Origin of the sequence: Pseudomonas parasichuanensis (assembly GCF_021601385.1) — a bacterium.
GTDB classification, from domain to species: Bacteria; Pseudomonadota; Gammaproteobacteria; order Pseudomonadales; family Pseudomonadaceae; genus Aquipseudomonas; species Aquipseudomonas parasichuanensis.
In genome coordinates this window covers 64,415-80,921 of the sequence record NZ_BQHO01000014.1, presented here as the reverse complement: position 1 = coordinate 80,921, position 16,507 = coordinate 64,415, and the positions used below count along the sequence as shown (strand labels likewise).

At 65.9% G+C, this 16,507-nt stretch carries 18 protein-coding genes; 5 read left to right on the top strand and 13 right to left on the bottom strand.

Annotation, left to right across the window (positions count from 1 at the left end; all coding sequences use genetic code 11):
* The first annotated feature begins 157 nt into the window (after positions 1-157).
* Both dxs and L6D77_RS13435 read left to right on the top strand, forming a co-directional pair.
* Entirely contained in the window at positions 158-2,053 is a 1,896-nt protein-coding gene (gene dxs / locus L6D77_RS13440) for a 1-deoxy-D-xylulose-5-phosphate synthase (RefSeq protein ID WP_232882657.1), read from the top strand.
* A gap of 104 nt (positions 2,054-2,157) precedes the next feature.
* Positions 2,158-4,011 (top strand): TonB-dependent receptor domain-containing protein, encoded by a 1,854-nt coding sequence (locus L6D77_RS13435; RefSeq protein WP_232882656.1) that lies wholly within the window; start codon positions 2,158-2,160, stop codon positions 4,009-4,011.
* Here the strand turns inward: L6D77_RS13435 and L6D77_RS13430 are convergent.
* From L6D77_RS13430 to nrdR, 12 genes are all read right to left on the bottom strand, one after another.
* On the bottom strand, positions 3,989-4,801 hold the full coding sequence (locus L6D77_RS13430; RefSeq protein WP_232882655.1) for a cobalamin-binding protein: 813 nt from the start codon (positions 4,799-4,801) through the stop codon (positions 3,989-3,991). The genes L6D77_RS13435 and L6D77_RS13430 overlap by 23 nt on opposite strands.
* The gene (locus L6D77_RS13425) at positions 4,801-5,220 is read right to left on the bottom strand and encodes an MFS transporter (protein ID WP_232882654.1); all 420 of its coding nucleotides are present in this window, start codon (positions 5,218-5,220) and stop codon (positions 4,801-4,803) included. The genes L6D77_RS13430 and L6D77_RS13425 overlap by 1 nt, the downstream gene beginning before the upstream one ends.
* Positions 5,217-5,834 (bottom strand): GTP cyclohydrolase II, encoded by a 618-nt coding sequence (ribA, locus tag L6D77_RS13420; RefSeq protein ID WP_125462436.1) that lies wholly within the window; start codon positions 5,832-5,834, stop codon positions 5,217-5,219. Before ribA ends, L6D77_RS13425 begins: the two co-directional genes overlap by 4 nt.
* A gap of 260 nt (positions 5,835-6,094) precedes the next feature.
* Positions 6,095-6,835 carry a substrate-binding periplasmic protein gene (locus tag L6D77_RS13415; protein ID WP_232882653.1) on the bottom strand — a complete coding sequence of 247 codons (741 nt, stop codon included), beginning with the start codon at positions 6,833-6,835 and terminating at the stop codon, positions 6,095-6,097.
* Between the two features lie 17 nt (positions 6,836-6,852).
* Positions 6,853-7,356 carry a phosphatidylglycerophosphatase A family protein gene (locus L6D77_RS13410; RefSeq protein ID WP_023632630.1) on the bottom strand — a complete coding sequence of 168 codons (504 nt, stop codon included), beginning with the start codon at positions 7,354-7,356 and terminating at the stop codon, positions 6,853-6,855.
* A complete protein-coding gene (gene thiL, locus L6D77_RS13405; RefSeq protein ID WP_232882736.1) occupies positions 7,353-8,309 on the bottom strand; it encodes a thiamine-phosphate kinase in 957 nt (318 codons plus the stop codon). Before thiL ends, L6D77_RS13410 begins: the two co-directional genes overlap by 4 nt.
* A 17-nt stretch (positions 8,310-8,326) precedes the next feature.
* Positions 8,327-8,827, bottom strand: coding sequence for a transcription antitermination factor NusB (gene nusB / locus L6D77_RS13400; protein ID WP_110993353.1), 501 nt, complete (start codon positions 8,825-8,827; stop codon positions 8,327-8,329).
* The gene (gene ribH / locus L6D77_RS13395; protein WP_110993352.1) at positions 8,824-9,300 is read right to left on the bottom strand and encodes a 6,7-dimethyl-8-ribityllumazine synthase; all 477 of its coding nucleotides are present in this window, start codon (positions 9,298-9,300) and stop codon (positions 8,824-8,826) included. The genes nusB and ribH overlap by 4 nt, the downstream gene beginning before the upstream one ends.
* Before the next feature lie 91 nt (positions 9,301-9,391).
* Positions 9,392-10,483 (bottom strand): bifunctional 3,4-dihydroxy-2-butanone-4-phosphate synthase/GTP cyclohydrolase II, encoded by a 1,092-nt coding sequence (ribBA, locus tag L6D77_RS13390; protein WP_232882652.1) that lies wholly within the window; start codon positions 10,481-10,483, stop codon positions 9,392-9,394.
* Positions 10,484-10,501: 18 nt separating this feature from the next.
* On the bottom strand, positions 10,502-11,167 hold the full coding sequence (locus tag L6D77_RS13385) for a riboflavin synthase (protein WP_232882651.1): 666 nt from the start codon (positions 11,165-11,167) through the stop codon (positions 10,502-10,504).
* 42 nt (positions 11,168-11,209) lie between these two features.
* The gene (gene ribD, locus L6D77_RS13380) at positions 11,210-12,340 is read right to left on the bottom strand and encodes a bifunctional diaminohydroxyphosphoribosylaminopyrimidine deaminase/5-amino-6-(5-phosphoribosylamino)uracil reductase RibD (protein ID WP_232882650.1); all 1,131 of its coding nucleotides are present in this window, start codon (positions 12,338-12,340) and stop codon (positions 11,210-11,212) included.
* A 2-nt stretch (positions 12,341-12,342) separates the two neighbouring features.
* Positions 12,343-12,807, bottom strand: a complete 465-nt coding sequence (gene nrdR, locus L6D77_RS13375; protein ID WP_016393425.1) for a transcriptional regulator NrdR — start codon at positions 12,805-12,807, stop codon at positions 12,343-12,345.
* A 96-nt stretch (positions 12,808-12,903) separates the two neighbouring features.
* On the opposite strand from nrdR, the gene L6D77_RS13370 reads away from it, so the two are divergent.
* The 3 genes from L6D77_RS13370 to trxA are packed head-to-tail and all read left to right on the top strand — an operon-like array spanning position 12,904 to position 14,920.
* On the top strand, positions 12,904-13,356 hold the full coding sequence (locus L6D77_RS13370) for a YbaY family lipoprotein (RefSeq protein ID WP_232882649.1): 453 nt from the start codon (positions 12,904-12,906) through the stop codon (positions 13,354-13,356).
* A complete protein-coding gene (locus L6D77_RS13365) occupies positions 13,357-14,016 on the top strand; it encodes a class I SAM-dependent methyltransferase (RefSeq protein ID WP_232882648.1) in 660 nt (219 codons plus the stop codon).
* Positions 14,017-14,047: 31 nt separating this feature from the next.
* Entirely contained in the window at positions 14,048-14,920 is an 873-nt protein-coding gene (gene trxA / locus L6D77_RS13360; RefSeq protein ID WP_232882647.1) for a thioredoxin, read from the top strand.
* A gap of 21 nt (positions 14,921-14,941) precedes the next feature.
* Here the strand turns inward: trxA and L6D77_RS13355 are convergent, their stop codons facing one another.
* Positions 14,942-16,432: a hypothetical protein gene (locus L6D77_RS13355; RefSeq protein WP_232882646.1), complete on the bottom strand. Its 1,491-nt coding sequence runs from the start codon at positions 16,430-16,432 to the stop codon at positions 14,942-14,944.
* Positions 16,433-16,507 lie beyond the last annotated feature (75 nt).

Here is a 16,507-nt window from a genome sequence, read left to right as displayed (position 1 = left end):
TGTGGGAGCGGGTTTACCCGCGAATGCGGCGGTTGATGCAACATCGCATTCGCGGGTAAACCCGCTCCCACAGTGGGCGTAGGCCCCCGCTTGAATGGGCAGCTTTTCCTACAATGGGGTAAACTGCCGCGTCTTCAAACCTATAACGACTCGCCTGATGCCCACGACGTTTCAAGAGATCCCCCGCGAACGCCCGGTCACGCCGTTGCTCGACCGCGCCGACACGCCTGCCGGCCTGCGCCGCCTGGCCGAAGCCGACCTCGAGCCCTTGGCCGACGAGCTGCGCCAGGAGCTGCTCTATACCGTGGGGCAGACCGGCGGGCATTTCGGTGCCGGCCTGGGCGTCATCGAGCTGACCATCGCCCTGCACTACGTCTTCGACACCCCGGATGACCGGCTGGTGTGGGACGTCGGTCACCAGGCCTACCCGCACAAGATCCTCACCGGCCGGCGCAACCGCATGTTGTCGCTGCGCCAGAAGGACGGCATCGCCGCCTTCCCGCGCCGCAGCGAGAGCGAGTACGACACCTTTGGCGTCGGTCACTCCAGCACCTCGATCAGCGCCGCGCTGGGCATGGCCATTGCCGCCCGTCTGCAGAACGATCCGCGCAAATCCATCGCGGTGATCGGCGACGGCGCGCTGACCGCCGGCATGGCCTTCGAAGCGCTGAACCACGCGCAGGAAGTGAATGCCGACATGCTGGTCATTCTCAATGACAACGACATGTCGATCTCGCGCAATGTCGGCGGGCTGTCCAACTACCTGGCCAAGATCCTCTCCAGCCGCACCTACGCCAGCATGCGCGAAGGCAGCAAGAAAGTGCTGTCGCGCCTGCCCGGTGCCTGGGAAATCGCCCGCCGCACCGAGGAATACGCCAAGGGCATGCTGGTGCCCGGCACCCTGTTCGAAGAGCTGGGCTGGAACTACATCGGCCCGATCGACGGCCACGACCTGCCGACCATGATCGCCACCCTGCGCAACATGCGTGACCTCAAGGGCCCGCAGTTCCTGCACGTGGTGACCAAGAAGGGCAAGGGCTTCGCCCCGGCCGAGGTCGACCCGATCGGCTACCACGCCATCACCAAGCTGGAGCCGGCCAACAAGCCGGTCGCGCCGAAAAAACCGAGCGGGCCGAAGTACTCCGCGGTGTTCGGCCAGTGGCTGTGCGACATGGCCGCCGCCGACAACCGCCTGGTGGGCATCACCCCGGCGATGAAGGAAGGCTCGGACCTGGTCGACTTCAGCGAACGCTACCCCGAGCGCTACTTCGACGTGGCGATTGCCGAGCAGCACGCGGTCACCCTGGCCGCCGGCATGGCCTGCGAAGGCGCTAAGCCGGTGGTGGCGATCTACTCCACCTTCCTGCAGCGCGGCTATGACCAGCTGATCCACGACGTGGCGGTGCAGGACCTCGACGTGCTGTTCGCCATCGACCGCGCCGGCCTGGTCGGCGAAGACGGCCCGACCCACGCCGGGGCCTACGACCTGTCGTACCTGCGTTGCATCCCCGGCATGCTGGTGATGACCCCGAGCGACGAGAACGAGCTGCGCAAGATGCTCAGCACCGGCCACCACTACAAAGGCCCGGCGGCCGTGCGCTACCCGCGCGGCACCGGCCCGAACGCGCCGATCAGCGGCGACCTCGAACCACTGGAGATCGGCAAAGGTGTGGTCCGCCGCCAGGGCAGCAAGGTCGCCCTGCTGGTGTTCGGCGTGCAGCTGACCGAAGCCCTGCAGATTGCCGAGCAGATCGACGCCACCGTGGTCGACATGCGCTTCGTCAAACCGCTGGACGAAGCCCTGGTACTGGAAATGGCCGCCGGCCACGAGCTGCTGGTGACCATCGAAGAGAACGCCATCATGGGCGGTGCCGGCGCTGCCGTGGGTGAGTTCCTCGCCCGCGAAGCGGTGGTCAAGCCACTGCTGCACCTGGGCCTGCCGGACATCTATGTCGAGCACGCCAAGCCTGCGCAGATGCTTGCCGAGTGCGGGCTGGATGCTGCCGGGATCGAAGCCGCCGTCAAAGCCCGAATGGCCAAGCTCGGCCTGTAAGGCCCTTTCGCGGGCAAGCCCGCTCCCACAGGATCTCCACAGTTCTTGAGCACTGTGCATTACCTGTGGGAGCGGGCTTGCCCGCGAATGCTTTGGAACTGCCCGTGAATAAATCAGCCTGTGCCGCACTCCTGTGCACCCCCACCTTATTGCTGGCCGCCGAACCCTCCCGCGACGACGCCCTCAAGCTCCCCGACGTACTGATCAGCGCCAGCCGCCAGGTCGAATCGCGCAGCACCACCAGTGCCGCCAACACGGTATTCACCCGTAGCGACATCGACCGCCTGCAGCCCACCAGCGTCACCAACCTGCTCGCCCGCGTGCCCGGGGTACAAGTGGCGCCGACCGGTGGCCGTGGCAGCCTGCCCGGTATCTTCATCCGTGGTACCAAGGCCGCGCAGACGCTGGTGCTGGTCGATGGCGTGCGCATCGCCAACGCCACCTCCGGCGACAGCGGCCTGCAATTTCTCGATGTCGAGCAGATCGAGCGGGTGGAAGTGCTGCGCGGCTCGCGCTCGGCGGTGTACGGCAGCGACGCCATCGGCGGGGTGATCCAGATCTTCACCCGCCGTGGCGACGGCCAGGGCCTGCAGCCCCGCCTGCGCCTGGCGGCCGGCAGCGACCAGACCTGGCAACGCAGCCTGGGGCTGTCCGGCGGCGACGGCGACACCCGTTTCAACCTGGGCGCCAGCCTGGACGAGACCGCCGGGATCGATTCGACCGGGCCGTCATTCGCCAGCGACGGTGACCATGATGCCTACCGCAACCGCTCGCTGAACCTGAGCCTGAGCCATGTGTTCAACGAACGCTTCGAGGCCGGGCTGAACCTGCTCGACAGCCGTGGGCGCAGTGAGTACGACAACCCGTTCGGCTTGTTCGGCCAGAAGCCCTATACCGACTTCACCGTCAGCAGCCTCGGCACTTACCTGGACGCCCAGCTCAGCGACGCCTGGCATTCGCGCCTGGAGCTGGGCCACAGCGAGAACCGTGACGACAAGCGCGACAAGCTCAGCGACGAGCGCCAGGTGTTCAACACTTACCGCGACCAGGTCACCTGGCAGAACGATTTCACCCTGGATGCGCGCAACAACCTGCTGATCGGCGGCGACTGGTACCAGGACCGGGTGCACGCCAGCACCGATTTCGACGAGGACAGCCGCTGGAACCGCGCAGTCTTTGCCCAGCATCGCTTCAGCGGTGAGTGGTTCTCCACCGAACTGGGGCTGCGCCGCGACCAGAACCAGCAGTTCGGCGGCCAGACCTCCTGGAGCGCCAGTCTCACCCTGCCGGTCAATGCCAGCAACGACCTGCTGCTGTCGTACAGCGAGGGGTTCCGAGCGCCGACCTTCAACGACCTGTACTACCCGCTGTACAGCAACCCGAACCTCGACCCCGAGCGCTCGAAGAGCTACGAGCTGCAATGGCGCAGCCAACTAACCACCGACAGCCGCCTGGAAGCCTCCCTGTACCGCACCGACCTGCGCGACGCGATCATCTTCGGCGCCGACTCGATCCCGCGCAACGTGGCCTCGGCCCGCATCAATGGCTTCGAGCTGGGGCTGACGCAGCAGTGGGGCGAGTGGCGCAGCCAGCTCGGCCTGGCACTGATCGACCCGCGCGACCGTGACAGCGGCCACACCTTGGCCCGCCGCGCCCGACGCACGCTGAGCCTGGACCTTGATCGGCAGTTCGAGCGTTTCAGCCTGGGTGGCAGCTGGCAAGCGGTCAGCAGCAGCTACGACGACGAAGCCAACCGCAATAGCCTGGGTGGCTATGGCCTGCTCGGCCTGCGTGGCGGTTGGTCGGCGACAGATGAGGTGAAGCTGGAGCTCAAGCTCGACAACCTGTTGGACAAGCAGTACAGCCGCGCCCTCTACAGCTTCGACGGCAGCCAGTACGGCTATCGCGAAGAAGGCCGTACCTGGCTGCTCAGCGTCACCTGGACCCCGGCGCTGTAGCGTCCAGCAAGGCACACAGGCGTGCCGTGGCCTCGACCATCTGCCCGCTGGGCCGCTCCAGGCCCTTGTCCGGCACCACCAGCAGGTGGCCAGCGGCCACGGCGCTCAGCTTCGGCCAGCTACGCCAACTGGCCAATTGTGCCTGGTCGCCAGCGAGGATCACCTGCGGATCGCGCAGCAGCACCGACTCCACACTGACCTGTGGCGCCGGCTGCGGCAGGTCATCGAACACATTGCGCGCCCCGCAGACCCGCAACGCATCGCTGACCACCTGCCGCCCGCCCAAGGTGTACAAGGGCTTGTCCCACACCTGGTAGAACACCCGCAACGGCGTCTCGCGCCGGTAGCGCTCGCGCAGTTCGTGCAGCCGTTCACGCAGGCTGGCCGCATACACGCGCCCCTGCTCGTCACGCCCCAGGCGCTGGGCGATGGCTTCGATCTGCGCGATCAACTGGTCGAGGTCGCCGGGCTCGGCACTGAAGGTGGCGATGCCCAGGCGTCGCAGCTGGTCGCGCTGCGCGGGCGCCACGCTGCCGGGCCACAGCAGCAGCAGGTCAGGCTTGAGGCTGAGCAGCCGCTCCATGTCCAGTTGCCCATGGCGACCCACCGAGGGCAGGCCCTGCAGCGTTGCCGGGCGTTCACCGCCATCGAGCAGGCCGACCAGCAGGTCCTGTGCCTGCAACTCGACGACGATCTCGGTCATCGAAGGCGCCAGGCTGACTACACGCGGCGCAGCCTCGGCCAGGGCGCCGAAGCTCAGCAGGCAAACCAGAACGAACAGTGCCCGCATCAGCCGAGCTGGCGCGGAATGCGGTAGAGGTACAACAGCACCACGGTGGAAATCGCCAGGAGGATCTGCGGCACCGCCTCCAGCCCGACCAGCACCGACAAGGCGGCGACCCAGGCCGGGAAGCAAGCAAACAGCATGGCCAGACGCCGCACCCGCGCCAGCTCGATCCAGGCGGCCGGCTCTTCGGCACCGCCAAGCGCTTTGTCGGTGGCGATCAGCGTGCGCTTGTAGGCGCTGAAACGCGGCAGGCTGAGGAACATGGTTGCTGCGCCGGCGATGAACAACGGCATGGCCAGCACCGGAATCAGCGGCTCGCCGCCACCGAAGGCCCAGGCCATGACCGGCAACGGCACCAGGCCGATCGCCAGGTACTGCCACCAGGCCAGCGCCAGGCGCCGCTTCACCTCGCCACGGGTCACGCCTGCGGCACCTCGCCCTGGTGCTTGTTGCCCATCATGTGGCCCAGCTTGTCGGCCTTGGTGGCCAGGTACAGGCGGTTGTGCGGGTTGTGGCCAGTGTGCAGCGGCACGCGCTCGGCAACCTTGATGTGCATGTCGGTCAGGGCTTTGACCTTGCGCGGGTTGTTGGTCATCAGGCGCAGCGCACTGACGCCCAGGTGTTCGAGCATCGGCAGGCACATGGCGTAGTCGCGCTGGTCGGCGGCGAAGCCCAGGCGCTCGTTGGCCTCGACGGTGTCGGCGCCGCCGTCCTGCAGCTCGTAGGCGCGAATCTTGTTCAACAGGCCGATGCCACGGCCTTCCTGGCGCAGGTACAGCAGCACGCCACGGCCTTCACGGGCGATGGCCTGCAGCGCGGCGTCCAACTGTGAACCGCAGTCGCAACGCTGGCTGAACAGCGCATCGCCGGTCAGGCACTCGGAGTGCAGCCGCCCCAACACCGGCTCGCCGTCGGCGATGTCACCCAGGCTGAGCACCACATGCTCACGGCCGGTGGCTTCGTCGAGGAAACCATGCATGGTGAAAATCGCGTAGGGGGTCGGGAGTTTGCAAGCGGCAACAAAGACGACGGGCACGTTGTGCTCCTGGGAAGTAGGAATTTTCAGTTGGGCCGATTGTATCAGCAGCCCGGCGCAGGTGCGCAGGCTGAATATCGCCGCTTAAGATCGAAAAGTTCGATGCTTATGGGGCTGGCATCGTGCTGAACCAAGCCTGTAGGAGCGGCCTTGTGCCGCGAACGGGGCGCGAAGCGGCCCTAGGGTTATGTGCTAATGGCTGGATCCGCTGTGGCTGCTACACAGCCCTTTCGCGGCACAAGGCCGCTCCTACACTCACCTCAATGCGGCTGGCTGTCGGCAGTGAACGGATACGGCTGCTTCCAACGCTCGAAGATCGGCTTCAATTCGCCGCTGCGCACCAGTTCGGCCATGCGCTTGTCGAACAGTGCACTCAGGGCCTTGCCCTGCTCGCTACGGGTAAAGGCCAGGTACAGCGGCAGCTCGGCGACGTGGGTGCTGCGAAAACGCTCTGGATTGGGCGACTGCCCAAGCACGTAGTCGACTTCGGTCTGCGCATCGATGTAGAAATCCACCCGGTCATGCTCGAGCATCGGCAGGATGCCCTCGCGGCGCTGGACTTCACGGAAGTTGTGCACGTTCGGCAGGTAGCTGGCGTAGTCATAGCCACGCACCCAGGCCAGGCGATACTGGCCGACATTGTCGGGGGTGGGGACGGGCTTGCCGGCCAGGCCCAGGGCATAGATGTGGTCCATGTCGAAGTGCCAGCGCGGGTAGAGGTTGTCGTCGTTCTCATCCTTGTACGACCCGACCCAGGCATCGGCCTCGCCGCGTTTGACCAGGCCCACCGCGCGGCTGTACGGCGCGCTCTGGGTGACGACCTTGACCCCGGCCGGCTCGAACACCTTGCGCAGCACGTCCCAGGCCACCCCGCTGCCATCGGCATTGGTGTAGTCGAGCCATTCCTCGCTGACCAGGCGCACCTGCGTGGGCGTCTCGCGGGCCATGGCGGCCGGTGCGACGAGCAGCATCAATGCCAGTACAACTGTCCTTACGCCCATCACAACGCTCCTGTGTTTCAGGCCACCGCCCACACCAGAACCTGCATGCCCAGCCAGGCGAACACACCCGCCAATATGTCGTCGAGCATGATCCCGAAGCCGCCATGCACATGGCGGTCGACCCAGCGGATCGGCCATGGCTTGAGGATGTCGAAGAAGCGGAACATCAGGAACCCTGCGAGCAGCCACTGCCAGCCTTCCGGCACCAGCCACAGGGTGATCCACATGCCGACGATCTCGTCCCAGACAATGCCTTCATGATCGTGGACGCGCAAGTCATTGGCCACTTTGCCGCACAACCACACACCGAACAGCATGCTGATGCCCAGCAGCAGCCAGTAACCCCAGTCGGGCAACATCTGCCACAGCGGGATGAACGGCAGCGCCACCAGCGAGCCCCAGGTCCCAGGGGCCTTGGGCAAGGTGCCGGAGCCGAAGCCGAAGGCGATGAAGTGCCACGGGTTGCGCCAGACCGAAGGCGGAACGAACTCCGCAGGCACCTGGTTGGGGTGGTCGGTCACGGTGTCTCCCTGAAATGTTGATAGCCCCGTTGTTGCGGGGTGATGTCCCGGCCCTGCGGGTCGCGCAGGGTCACGCCCTGGCCTTCCAGCACATGGCCGATCACGTGCACGCCAGCGCCCAGGGCCGCCAGGGCCGCCTCGGGCACGGTGAACGCCAGCACGTAGTCGTCGCCGCCGGTGAGCGCCGCCTGCAGCGCACCCTCGCGCCCGAGCAAGGCCTGCAATGCAGCAGACACGGGCACCTGCGCCTGGTTCACCTGCAGCGCCACGCCGGAGGCCTTGGCGATATGCCCGCAATCGGCCAGCAGGCCGTCGGAGATATCCAGCGCCGACGTGGCCAGGCCTCGCAAGCGTTCGCCCAGCTGCAGTTGCGGCAGCGGCGACCAGTAGTGCGCCAGCAACGGCCCGGCTACCTCGTCGGCGGCCTCGCGCTCGCCCAGTACCAACGGCAGCGCCCCGGCGGCATTGCCCAGATCACCGCCGACACACAGCAGGTCGCCCGGGCGAGCGCCACTGCGGCGCAGCGCCTGGCCCGCCGGCACACGGCCGAACACGGTCACGGTGATGCTCAACGGGCCACGGGTGGTGTCGCCGCCGATCAGGCTGATGCCGCAACGCCGGGCCATACGCCCGAGGCCGTCGGCAAAGCCTTCGAGCCAGTCGGGGCCGACCTGGGGCAAGGTCAGCGCAAGGGTGAAGCCGATCGCCGTGGCGCCCATGGCCGCCAGGTCGCTGACCGCCACGGCCAGCGAGCGCTGGCCGAGCAGCAAGGGGTCACAGACGGCGGGGAAATGCACACCGGCCACGAGGGTGTCGGTGGAGATCGCCAACTGCTCGCCGGCGGGAATGTCCAGCAGGGCGCAGTCGTCGCCGATGCCCAGGGCCACGCCTTCGCCGCCCTGTGCACAGGGCGCGGCGGCGAAGTAATGGCTGATCAGCTCGAACTCACCCATGGCTGGCAAGCGCGCACTCAGCGCTTGTTCGCCTTGACTTCCGCCTCACGCAGACGCGGAGCCAGCTTGTCCAGCACGCCGTTGACGAACTTGTGGCCGTCGGTGGCGCCGAACACTTTCGCCAGTTCCACACCTTCGTTGATCACTACGCGGTACGGTACGTCGGCACGCATGATCAGCTCCCAGGTGGACAGGCGCAGGACCGCCAGTTCAACCGGGTCGAGCTCTTCGAGCGGGGTATCCAGGCAAGGCTTGAGTGCTTCGTCGATTTCGCTCTTCTTCGCCGGGACCCCATGCAGGATCTCGCGGAAGTAGGCACCGTCGATGTCGGTGAAATCGTTGTCGACCCGGAACTGCGCTTCGACCTCGTTCAGCGAATGCTTGGCCATGTGCCACTGATAGAGGGCCTGGGTGGCGAGCTTGCGGGCTTCGCGACGCTTGGCGCTCTTCGAGGGCTTGCCGGCATCCGCAGGTTTCGGATCGCGCGGGTTGAAACGATCGCTTTCGTCGCTAATCACTTGGCCTCCAACTGCGCCAGCAGGCTGACCATTTCCAGAGCGGACAGGGCAGCTTCAGCACCTTTGTTGCCGGCCTTGGTGCCGGAACGCTCGATGGCCTGTTCGATGGAGTCGACGGTCAACACGCCGAAGGCCACCGGAACACCGAACTCCATGGACACCTGGGCCAGGCCCTTGGTGCACTCGCCCGCCACGTATTCGAAGTGCGGGGTACCGCCACGGATCACGGCGCCCAGGGCGATGATCGCGTCGTAGTTGCCTTGCTGGGCGACTTTCTGTGCCACCAGCGGGATTTCAAACGCGCCCGGGGCACGGATGATGGTGATGTCGCTTTCGCTGACGCCGTGGCGTACCAGGGCATCGACTGCACCGCTTACCAGGCTTTCGACGACGAAGCTGTTGAAGCGGCCAACCACCAAAGCATAGCGACCTTTGGGGGCGATGAAGGTACCTTCGATGGTCTTCAGGGTCATTCTTGAGTTCTCATCTTCAAGAGCGAGGCCGCGCTGTGGCGGCCTCGGGAGGGTTTTGACTCGAGTTGGAAGGCGATCAAGCCGCCTCAAGTCACTCGGAGGGCACGTATTCTACAACTTCCAGATCGAATCCGGATATCGCATTGAACTTCATTGGCGAACTCATCAGGCGCATCTTGCGCACACCGAGGTCGCGCAGGATCTGCGAGCCGGCGCCAACCGTGCTGTAGGTGGTCGGTGCCTTGGGTTGCGCATCGCCCGCGCTTTCGCGGATGTGCGCCAGCAGCACGTCGCCGTCCAGCGGGTGGCCCAGCAGCAGCACCACGCCACTGCCGGCCTCGGCCACGGCGGCCATGGCCGCGCGCAGGCTCCAGCGGCCCGGCTGCTTGACCATCAGCAGGTCGCGCAGCGGGTCCATGTTGTGCACCCGCACCAGGGTCGGCTCTTCGGCGCAGATCTTGCCGAGCGTGAGGGCCATGTGCACATCGCCTTCCACGGCGTCGCGGTAGGTGACCAGGTTGAATTCACCCAGCTCGCTCTCGATCGACTGCTCGGAAACGCGCTGCACGGTGCGCTCGTGGATCATGCGGTAGTGGATCAGGTCGGCGATGGTGCCGATCTTGAGATTGTGCTCGGCGGCGAACACCTCCAGCTCGGCGCGGCGCGACATGGTGCCGTCGTCGTTCATCACCTCGCAGATCACCCCGCTCGGCTCGAAACCGGCCATGCGCGCCAGGTCGCAGGCGGCTTCGGTGTGGCCGGCGCGGGCCAGGGTACCGCCGGGCTGGGCCATCAACGGGAAGATGTGGCCAGGGCTGACGATGTCTTCGGCCTTGGCGTCCTTGGCGGCGGCCGCCTGCACGGTGCGCGCGCGGTCGGCGGCGGAGATGCCGGTGGTGACACCCTCGGCGGCCTCGATCGACACGGTGAACTTGGTGCCAAAGCCGGAACCGTTGCGCGGCGCCATCAGCGGCAGCTTCAGGGTTTCACAGCGCTCGCGGGTCATCGGCATGCAGATCAGGCCACGGGCGTGCTTGGCCATGAAGTTGATGTGCTCAGGCAGGCAGCATTCGGCTGCCATGATGATGTCGCCTTCGTTCTCGCGGTCTTCGTCATCCATGAGGATGACCATTTTGCCCTGGCGGATGTCTTCAACCAGTTCTTCGATGCTGTTGAGCGCCACGCGGCACCCCCTTCTCAATCAGGATTTCAAGAAGCCGTTGGCGGCCAGGAAGCTTTCGGTAATGCCACTGCCCTTGCTCGGCTCGGCGGCCTTGTCGCCTAGCAGCAGACGCTCCAGGTAACGGGCCAGCAGGTCGACCTCAAGGTTCACCCGACGCCCTGCGCGGTAGTCGGCCATGATGGTTTCGGACAGGGTGTGCGGGACGATGGTCAGCTCGAACTCGGCGCCATCGACTTCGTTGACCGTCAGGCTGGTGCCGTCGACGGTGATCGAGCCCTTGTGGGCGATGTACTTGGCCAGCTCCTTGGGTGCGCGCACGCGGAACTGGATGGCGCGGGCGTTATCGGCGCGCGAGACGATTTCGCCGACGCCGTCGACGTGGCCGCTGACCAGGTGGCCGCCCAGGCGGGTGGTGGGCGTGAGGGCCTTTTCCAGGTTGACCCGGCTGCCGGCCTTCAAGTCGACCATGGCGGTGCGCTTGAGGGTTTCGACGCTGACGTCGGCCCAGAAGCCGTCGCCAGGCAGTTCCACGGCGGTCAGGCACACGCCGTTGACGGCGATGCTGTCGCCGAGCTTGACGTCGCCCAGGTCGAGCTTGCCGGTTTCTACATAGACACGCACGTCACCGCCCTTGGGGGTCATGCTGCGGATGGTGCCGATGGATTCGATGATGCCGGTGAACATGCTGTTCTCCTCAAAGACAGGCTGCGCGGGGCAAGCCCGGCATTATACGCCGGGGGCCGGCAGGGGGATGGCAGTGACTCGCCAGTCATCGCCGACTGCGCGCATTTCGGTGATCTTCAGCCGCGGCGCCTCGCTCATCTGCGCCAGCGGCCAGTCCAGCAGCGGACGGGCAGCGGAGCCGAGGAAGGTGCCAGCGACGAACAGCTGGAACTCGTCGACCAGGCCCTGGCGGGCGAAGGCACCGACCAGGCCGGCACCGGCCTCCAGCAGGATTTCGTTGACCCCGCGCCCCGCCAGGGTGCGCAGCAGCGCCGGCAGGTCGACCTGGCCGTCGCCGCCGGGCAGGTTGATCAATTCGTGGCCAGCGGCGGCGTAGCGCGGGTCTTCGCCGGCGGCGGTGACCACCAGCGCCGGGCCGGCCTGGAAGAACGGTGCGTCCAGCGGCAGGCGCAGGCGGCCGTCGATCAATACCCGCAGCGGCGGGCGCGACAGGGCCAGGGCCGTGAGTTCTGTATCCAGGCCCAGCTGTTCGGCGCGCACGGTCATCCGCGCCTTGTCCTGCAGCACGCTGGCGGCGCTGGTCAGCACCACACTGGACCGCGCGCGCAGGCGCTGCACCGCCGAGCGGGCGGCCGGGCCGGTGATCCACTGGCTTTCGCCGCTGGCCATGGCGGTGCGGCCGTCCAGGCTCATCGCCAGCTTGGCGCGTACGAACGGCAGGCCGTGCTCCATCCGTTTGAGGAAACCGGGGTTGAGGGCGCGGGCTTCGGCTTCGAGCACGCCACTGGCCACTTCGATCCCGGCTTCCTGCAAAAGGCGCAGGCCATTGCCGGCCACTTGCGGGTTGGGGTCCTGCATCGCCGCCACCACCCGCGCCACGCCGGCCTTGACCAGCGCCTCGGCGCAGGGCGGGGTACGGCCATGATGGCTGCACGGCTCGAGGGTGACGTAGGCACAGGCACCACGGGCGCGCTCGCCGGCCTGGCGCAGGGCGTGCACTTCGGCATGGGGCTCGCCGGCGCGCACGTGCCAGCCTTCGCCGACCACCTCGCCATCGCGCACGATCACGCAGCCTACACGTGGGTTGGGGTGGGTGGTGTAGAGGCCCTTGCGGGCCAGTTCCACGGCCCGGGCCATGTAGTGGGCGTCGAGAATGGCGGCTTGGCTGGTCATGCTTACTCTTTGGCTGGCTCGCGGGCCAGGCGGTCGATTTCTTCGCGGAACTCGTCGAGGTCCTGGAAACGCCGGTAGACCGAGGCAAAACGGATGTAGGCGACTTCGTCGAGTTTACGCAGCTCGGCCATCACCAGCTCACCGACCACCAGCGACTTCACTTCACGCTCGCCCGTGGCGCGCAGGCGGCTCTTGATGTGCGCCAGCGCCGCTTCCAGGCGCTCGACGCTCACCGGGCGTTTCTCCAGCGCACGCTGCATGCCGGCCCGCAGCTTGTCTTCGTCGAAGGGCTGGCGCGTGCCGTCCTGCTTGATCAGCCGTGGCAGGACCAGCTCGGCGGTTTCGAAGGTAGTGAAGCGCTCGCCGCAGGCGACGCATTCGCGACGGCGACGGACCTGTTCGCCCTCGGCGACCAGGCGCGAGTCGATGACCTTGGTGTCGTTGGCACCGCAAAACGGACAGTGCATGGTGGCAGGCAACAAAAAAAGGGAGGGCCATGGTAGCGCATTGCACTGGCAAGACAAGCTACCATCCATGCAAATCTGCCCGCCAAGGACTACACCATGCACTACCGAGCGCTCGTCGTGCTGTGCGCCGCCGCCCTGCTCGCCGCTTGCGGCAGCGACCGACCAAAGCCTGAGCAGGCCCCGGCGCCCGTACCGGCCAAGGTGGCGAAGAAAGCCCAGCCGCTCGGCCCGCTGCCGGCCTACCAGCGCGAGTTGAGCGGCACGCTCATGGCGATCCCCGCCGGCGCCGACGTCGAACTGGCGCTGCTGGTCATCGACGACCGTGGCCGCCCGCAACAACTGCTGGCCAGCAGCACCCTGACCGGCACCGGCCAGGCCCTGCCCTACCAGCTGCGCTTCAACCCCGAGGCATTCCCCGCCGGCGCACGGGTAGAGCTGCGCGGCCGCGCCAGCCAGTCCGGCCAGTTGATCATGCACCTGCCACCGGTGCGTATTGCCCAGGCCGAAACCCAGGCCACCGGCCCGCTGCGTTTCGAAAAGGCCCCGTAAATGGCACCACACGCCCTGCAACAGGCCCTGAGCGGCCTGATCGGCGAAGCGCGCCTGGTGGTCAGCGAGCTGCCTGGCTGCGAACTCAAGCTGTGGCTGATCGACGACCAGAACATGGACCGCGAATTCAGCAGCGAGGAAACCCGGCGCATCCTCGAAGAGCCGCCCTACTGGAGCTTCTGCTGGGCCAGCGGCCTGGCCATGGCGCGCTACCTGGCCGAGCGCCCGGAATGGGTGCGCGGCAAGCGCGTGCTGGACTTCGGCGCCGGCTCCGGCATCGCCGGCATTGCTGCGGCCCGGGCGGGCGCGCTGGAAGTGGTGGCCTGCGACCTCGACCCGCTGGCCCTCGACGCCTGCCGCGCCAATGCCGCGCTCAATGGCGTGGCGCTAAACTACAGCAGCGACTTCTTCGCCGAGGCCGACCGCTTCGACCTGATCCTGGTCGCCGATGTGCTGTATGACCGCGCCAACCTGCCGCTGCTGGATGAATTCCTCAGCCGTGGCCGCCAGGCGCTGGTGGCCGATTCGCGCGTGCGCGACTTCAGCCACCCGCAGTACCGCCCGCTGGGCGTGCTCGAAGCCCTGACCCTGCCCGACCTGGCCGAGCCGCACGAATTCCGCCGGGTCAGCCTGTACCACGCGAGTCGCGAGCCTTTATAGTGGTGCCATTCACGGTTTTGCGAGAGTCGTAATGAGTCAGGAAACCCCGTTTATCTTCGACGCCACCGATGCCACCTTCCAGCAACTGGTCATCGAGAACTCCTTCCACAAACCTGTCCTGGTCGACTTCTGGGCCGAGTGGTGCGCGCCATGCAAGGCCCTGATGCCGCTGCTGGCGAAGATCACCGAGGGCTACCAGGGCGAGCTGCTGCTGGCCAAGATCAACTGCGATGTCGAGCAGCAGGTGGTGGCCCAGTTCGGCATCCGCAGCCTGCCGACCGTGGTGCTGTTCAAGGATGGCCAGCCGGTCGACGGCTTTGCCGGCGCCCAGCCCGAGTCGGCTATCCGCACGATGCTCGAACCCCATGTGCAGATGCCCGCACCGCCGACCGCCGCGCCACTGGAGCAGGCCAAGGCGCTGTTCACCGAGAGCCGTTTCAGCGAGGCCGAAGCGCTGCTGCAGGTGCTGCTGGGTGAAGACAACAGCAATGCCGAGGCGCTGATCCTGTACGCCCGCTGCCTCGCCGAACGCGGTGAGCTGGGCGAAGCGCAAGTGGTGCTTGATGCAGTCAAGACCGACGAACACAAGGCCGCATTGGCCGGTGCCAAGGCCCAGCTGACCTTCCTGCGCCAGGCTGCCAGCCTGCCGGAAGCCGCCGAGCTGAAGAGCCGCCTGGCGCAGAACCCGCAAGATGACGAAGCGGCCTACCAGCTGTGCATCCAGCAACTGGCGCGCCAACAGTACGAAGCGGCGCTGGACGGGCTGCTGAAGCTGTTCCAACGCAATCGCGCGTACGAGAACGGCCTGCCGCAGAAAGCGCTGCTGCAGGTATTCGAGCTATTGGGCAGCGAACATCCATTGGTCAGCCTGTACCGGCGCAAGCTGTCTGCTGCGATGTTCTGAGCACGGCGGACAACTATCGCCTCAGGTAATGTCGAGGTCCAATACCGTTTGCGAGTCAAGCAGTGGCACCGGTAGCACCATGAACGCCCAGACCCCCGTATCACCGCTGGAGTCATAGGCTCGCACGATGCAGTACAGCTCACCAACGATGGGTTCGATAAGCCCATTGCGGCCGATGTAGCAATTGACCCCATCCGCAACCATGTCATCGAGGGAAATGACGGCCTCATTTCCTTCCTTGTCTAGGTAGCACAGTCGGATCACCCACCGTCCACCGTCCCACAGGTCGGCACGCAGGTAACCGGTAGGTGCGGCGGCCAGCGCGACCATCGAGGCCGTGAATGAGGCACCTCCGACCGAGGCAGTGACTGTGACGAACTCAATCAATCGATATATGTTGAATTGCTCGTTGCCCTCAGCCTGGCTCAAGGCCGCTCTCATGCCGCTGGGCATGACTTTGCAGCGCCAGCCGTCAGGGGCGTAGTTGCGGTTGCCACTCACCATCCAATGAGGCGTTTCATCGCCAGTCTGCGCAGGTAACAGCTCGAATTCGACCACCTGCCCGGGGCTGGACACCGCTACCATGGGCTCGAGCGAAAGCGCTGGCTCAGCAGCGACGGGTGTTGGTGAGCTGCTCTGCTGCTCCTCGAATTCTACTTGTATCTCCCCGATAACATCCCTGAACCTGGGGTTGTAGGCCATCTGCCGAGGGAACAGCAACGATGGGCTGGCGGCGACGTCAGGGATCATCAAGTCGGTATAATGTATCGGGTCCAGCGCCATGCCCACGCCTGAATTCGGGCTCGTCCAGTTTGAATAGCTGTGCGGGAATACGCCGCCGTTCTTCCCGTGAATAAACGGATGCAGCATGAGGCTCTGCGCCTGCTCACCGACATAACGCAGCACAAACTCCATAGGTTTGAGCACCACGTCGCTTTCGGAACGCAAGTCACCGAGGTCGATGAACTTGTCCACAGCTGGCAAGCCGGAGAAATACACCTGATAGGGCACCACATCCAGCCCATTGCCTTCCCCTGACAGGCCGAACTGGGGGTAGTTGCCCCAGCCCAGGGAAACCCGGCCCTGGCTGTCGTAGAGCCCGTAGTTGGCGGCAAGGTCGATGTCCAGGTACAGCTCGACCGCTTGTGCCGGCAAAATGCGCCGCACCTCGCCGATCGAGCGCATCGGCCGGCCAGGCCCCTGCAGCAAGCTCACCTGCACGCAATCGAGCACCGGGCGCCTGATCCGCAACCTCTGACCGCCAGCACGGTTCGCGACCGCCTGCAGATGCAGCGTTCCCAAGGTACAACTGGCAAAGAATGCACTTCGTGAAGACGTTGCAACCTCGAACTGCAGGTGCGGGCTCGCAAAGCCCGTACCGCCGGGCGCGAGCCCATACCGGGCCCACAATTGGTCTAACTTTGCGCAATCGAATTCAATCAGGAAGGGCCAATCGGCCAGCACCTTTGCGGTGACACTAACAGCGTCGGTTTCATCTTCAAGATTTGCCATGACACCGAATCTCATTCAAGTGGGTTAAGCAATGCTCGCCACACTCACCTGAGCCGACAACTGGCAAAACTGTCA

What these genes read in the sequence shown, in the direction of transcription:
- dxs (WP_232882657.1), top strand. Translation starts at nt 158, where the DNA reads ATGCCCACGACGTTTCAAGAGATCCCCCGCGAACGCCCGGTCACGCCG.
- L6D77_RS13430 (WP_232882655.1), bottom strand. Translation starts at nt 4,801, where the DNA reads ATGCGGGCACTGTTCGTTCTGGTTTGCCTGCTGAGCTTCGGCGCCCTG.
- L6D77_RS13415 (WP_232882653.1), bottom strand. Translation starts at nt 6,835, where the DNA reads ATGGGCGTAAGGACAGTTGTACTGGCATTGATGCTGCTCGTCGCACCG.
- thiL (WP_232882736.1), bottom strand. Translation starts at nt 8,309, where the DNA reads ATGGGTGAGTTCGAGCTGATCAGCCATTACTTCGCCGCCGCGCCCTGT.
- ribH (WP_110993352.1), bottom strand. Translation starts at nt 9,300, where the DNA reads ATGACCCTGAAGACCATCGAAGGTACCTTCATCGCCCCCAAAGGTCGC.
- L6D77_RS13385 (WP_232882651.1), bottom strand. Translation starts at nt 11,167, where the DNA reads ATGTTCACCGGCATCATCGAATCCATCGGCACCATCCGCAGCATGACC.
- ribD (WP_232882650.1), bottom strand. Translation starts at nt 12,340, where the DNA reads ATGACCAGCCAAGCCGCCATTCTCGACGCCCACTACATGGCCCGGGCC.
- nrdR (WP_016393425.1), bottom strand. Translation starts at nt 12,807, where the DNA reads ATGCACTGTCCGTTTTGCGGTGCCAACGACACCAAGGTCATCGACTCG.
- L6D77_RS13370 (WP_232882649.1), top strand. Translation starts at nt 12,904, where the DNA reads ATGCACTACCGAGCGCTCGTCGTGCTGTGCGCCGCCGCCCTGCTCGCC.
- L6D77_RS13365 (WP_232882648.1), top strand. Translation starts at nt 13,357, where the DNA reads ATGGCACCACACGCCCTGCAACAGGCCCTGAGCGGCCTGATCGGCGAA.
- trxA (WP_232882647.1), top strand. Translation starts at nt 14,048, where the DNA reads ATGAGTCAGGAAACCCCGTTTATCTTCGACGCCACCGATGCCACCTTC.
- L6D77_RS13355 (WP_232882646.1), bottom strand. Translation starts at nt 16,432, where the DNA reads ATGGCAAATCTTGAAGATGAAACCGACGCTGTTAGTGTCACCGCAAAG.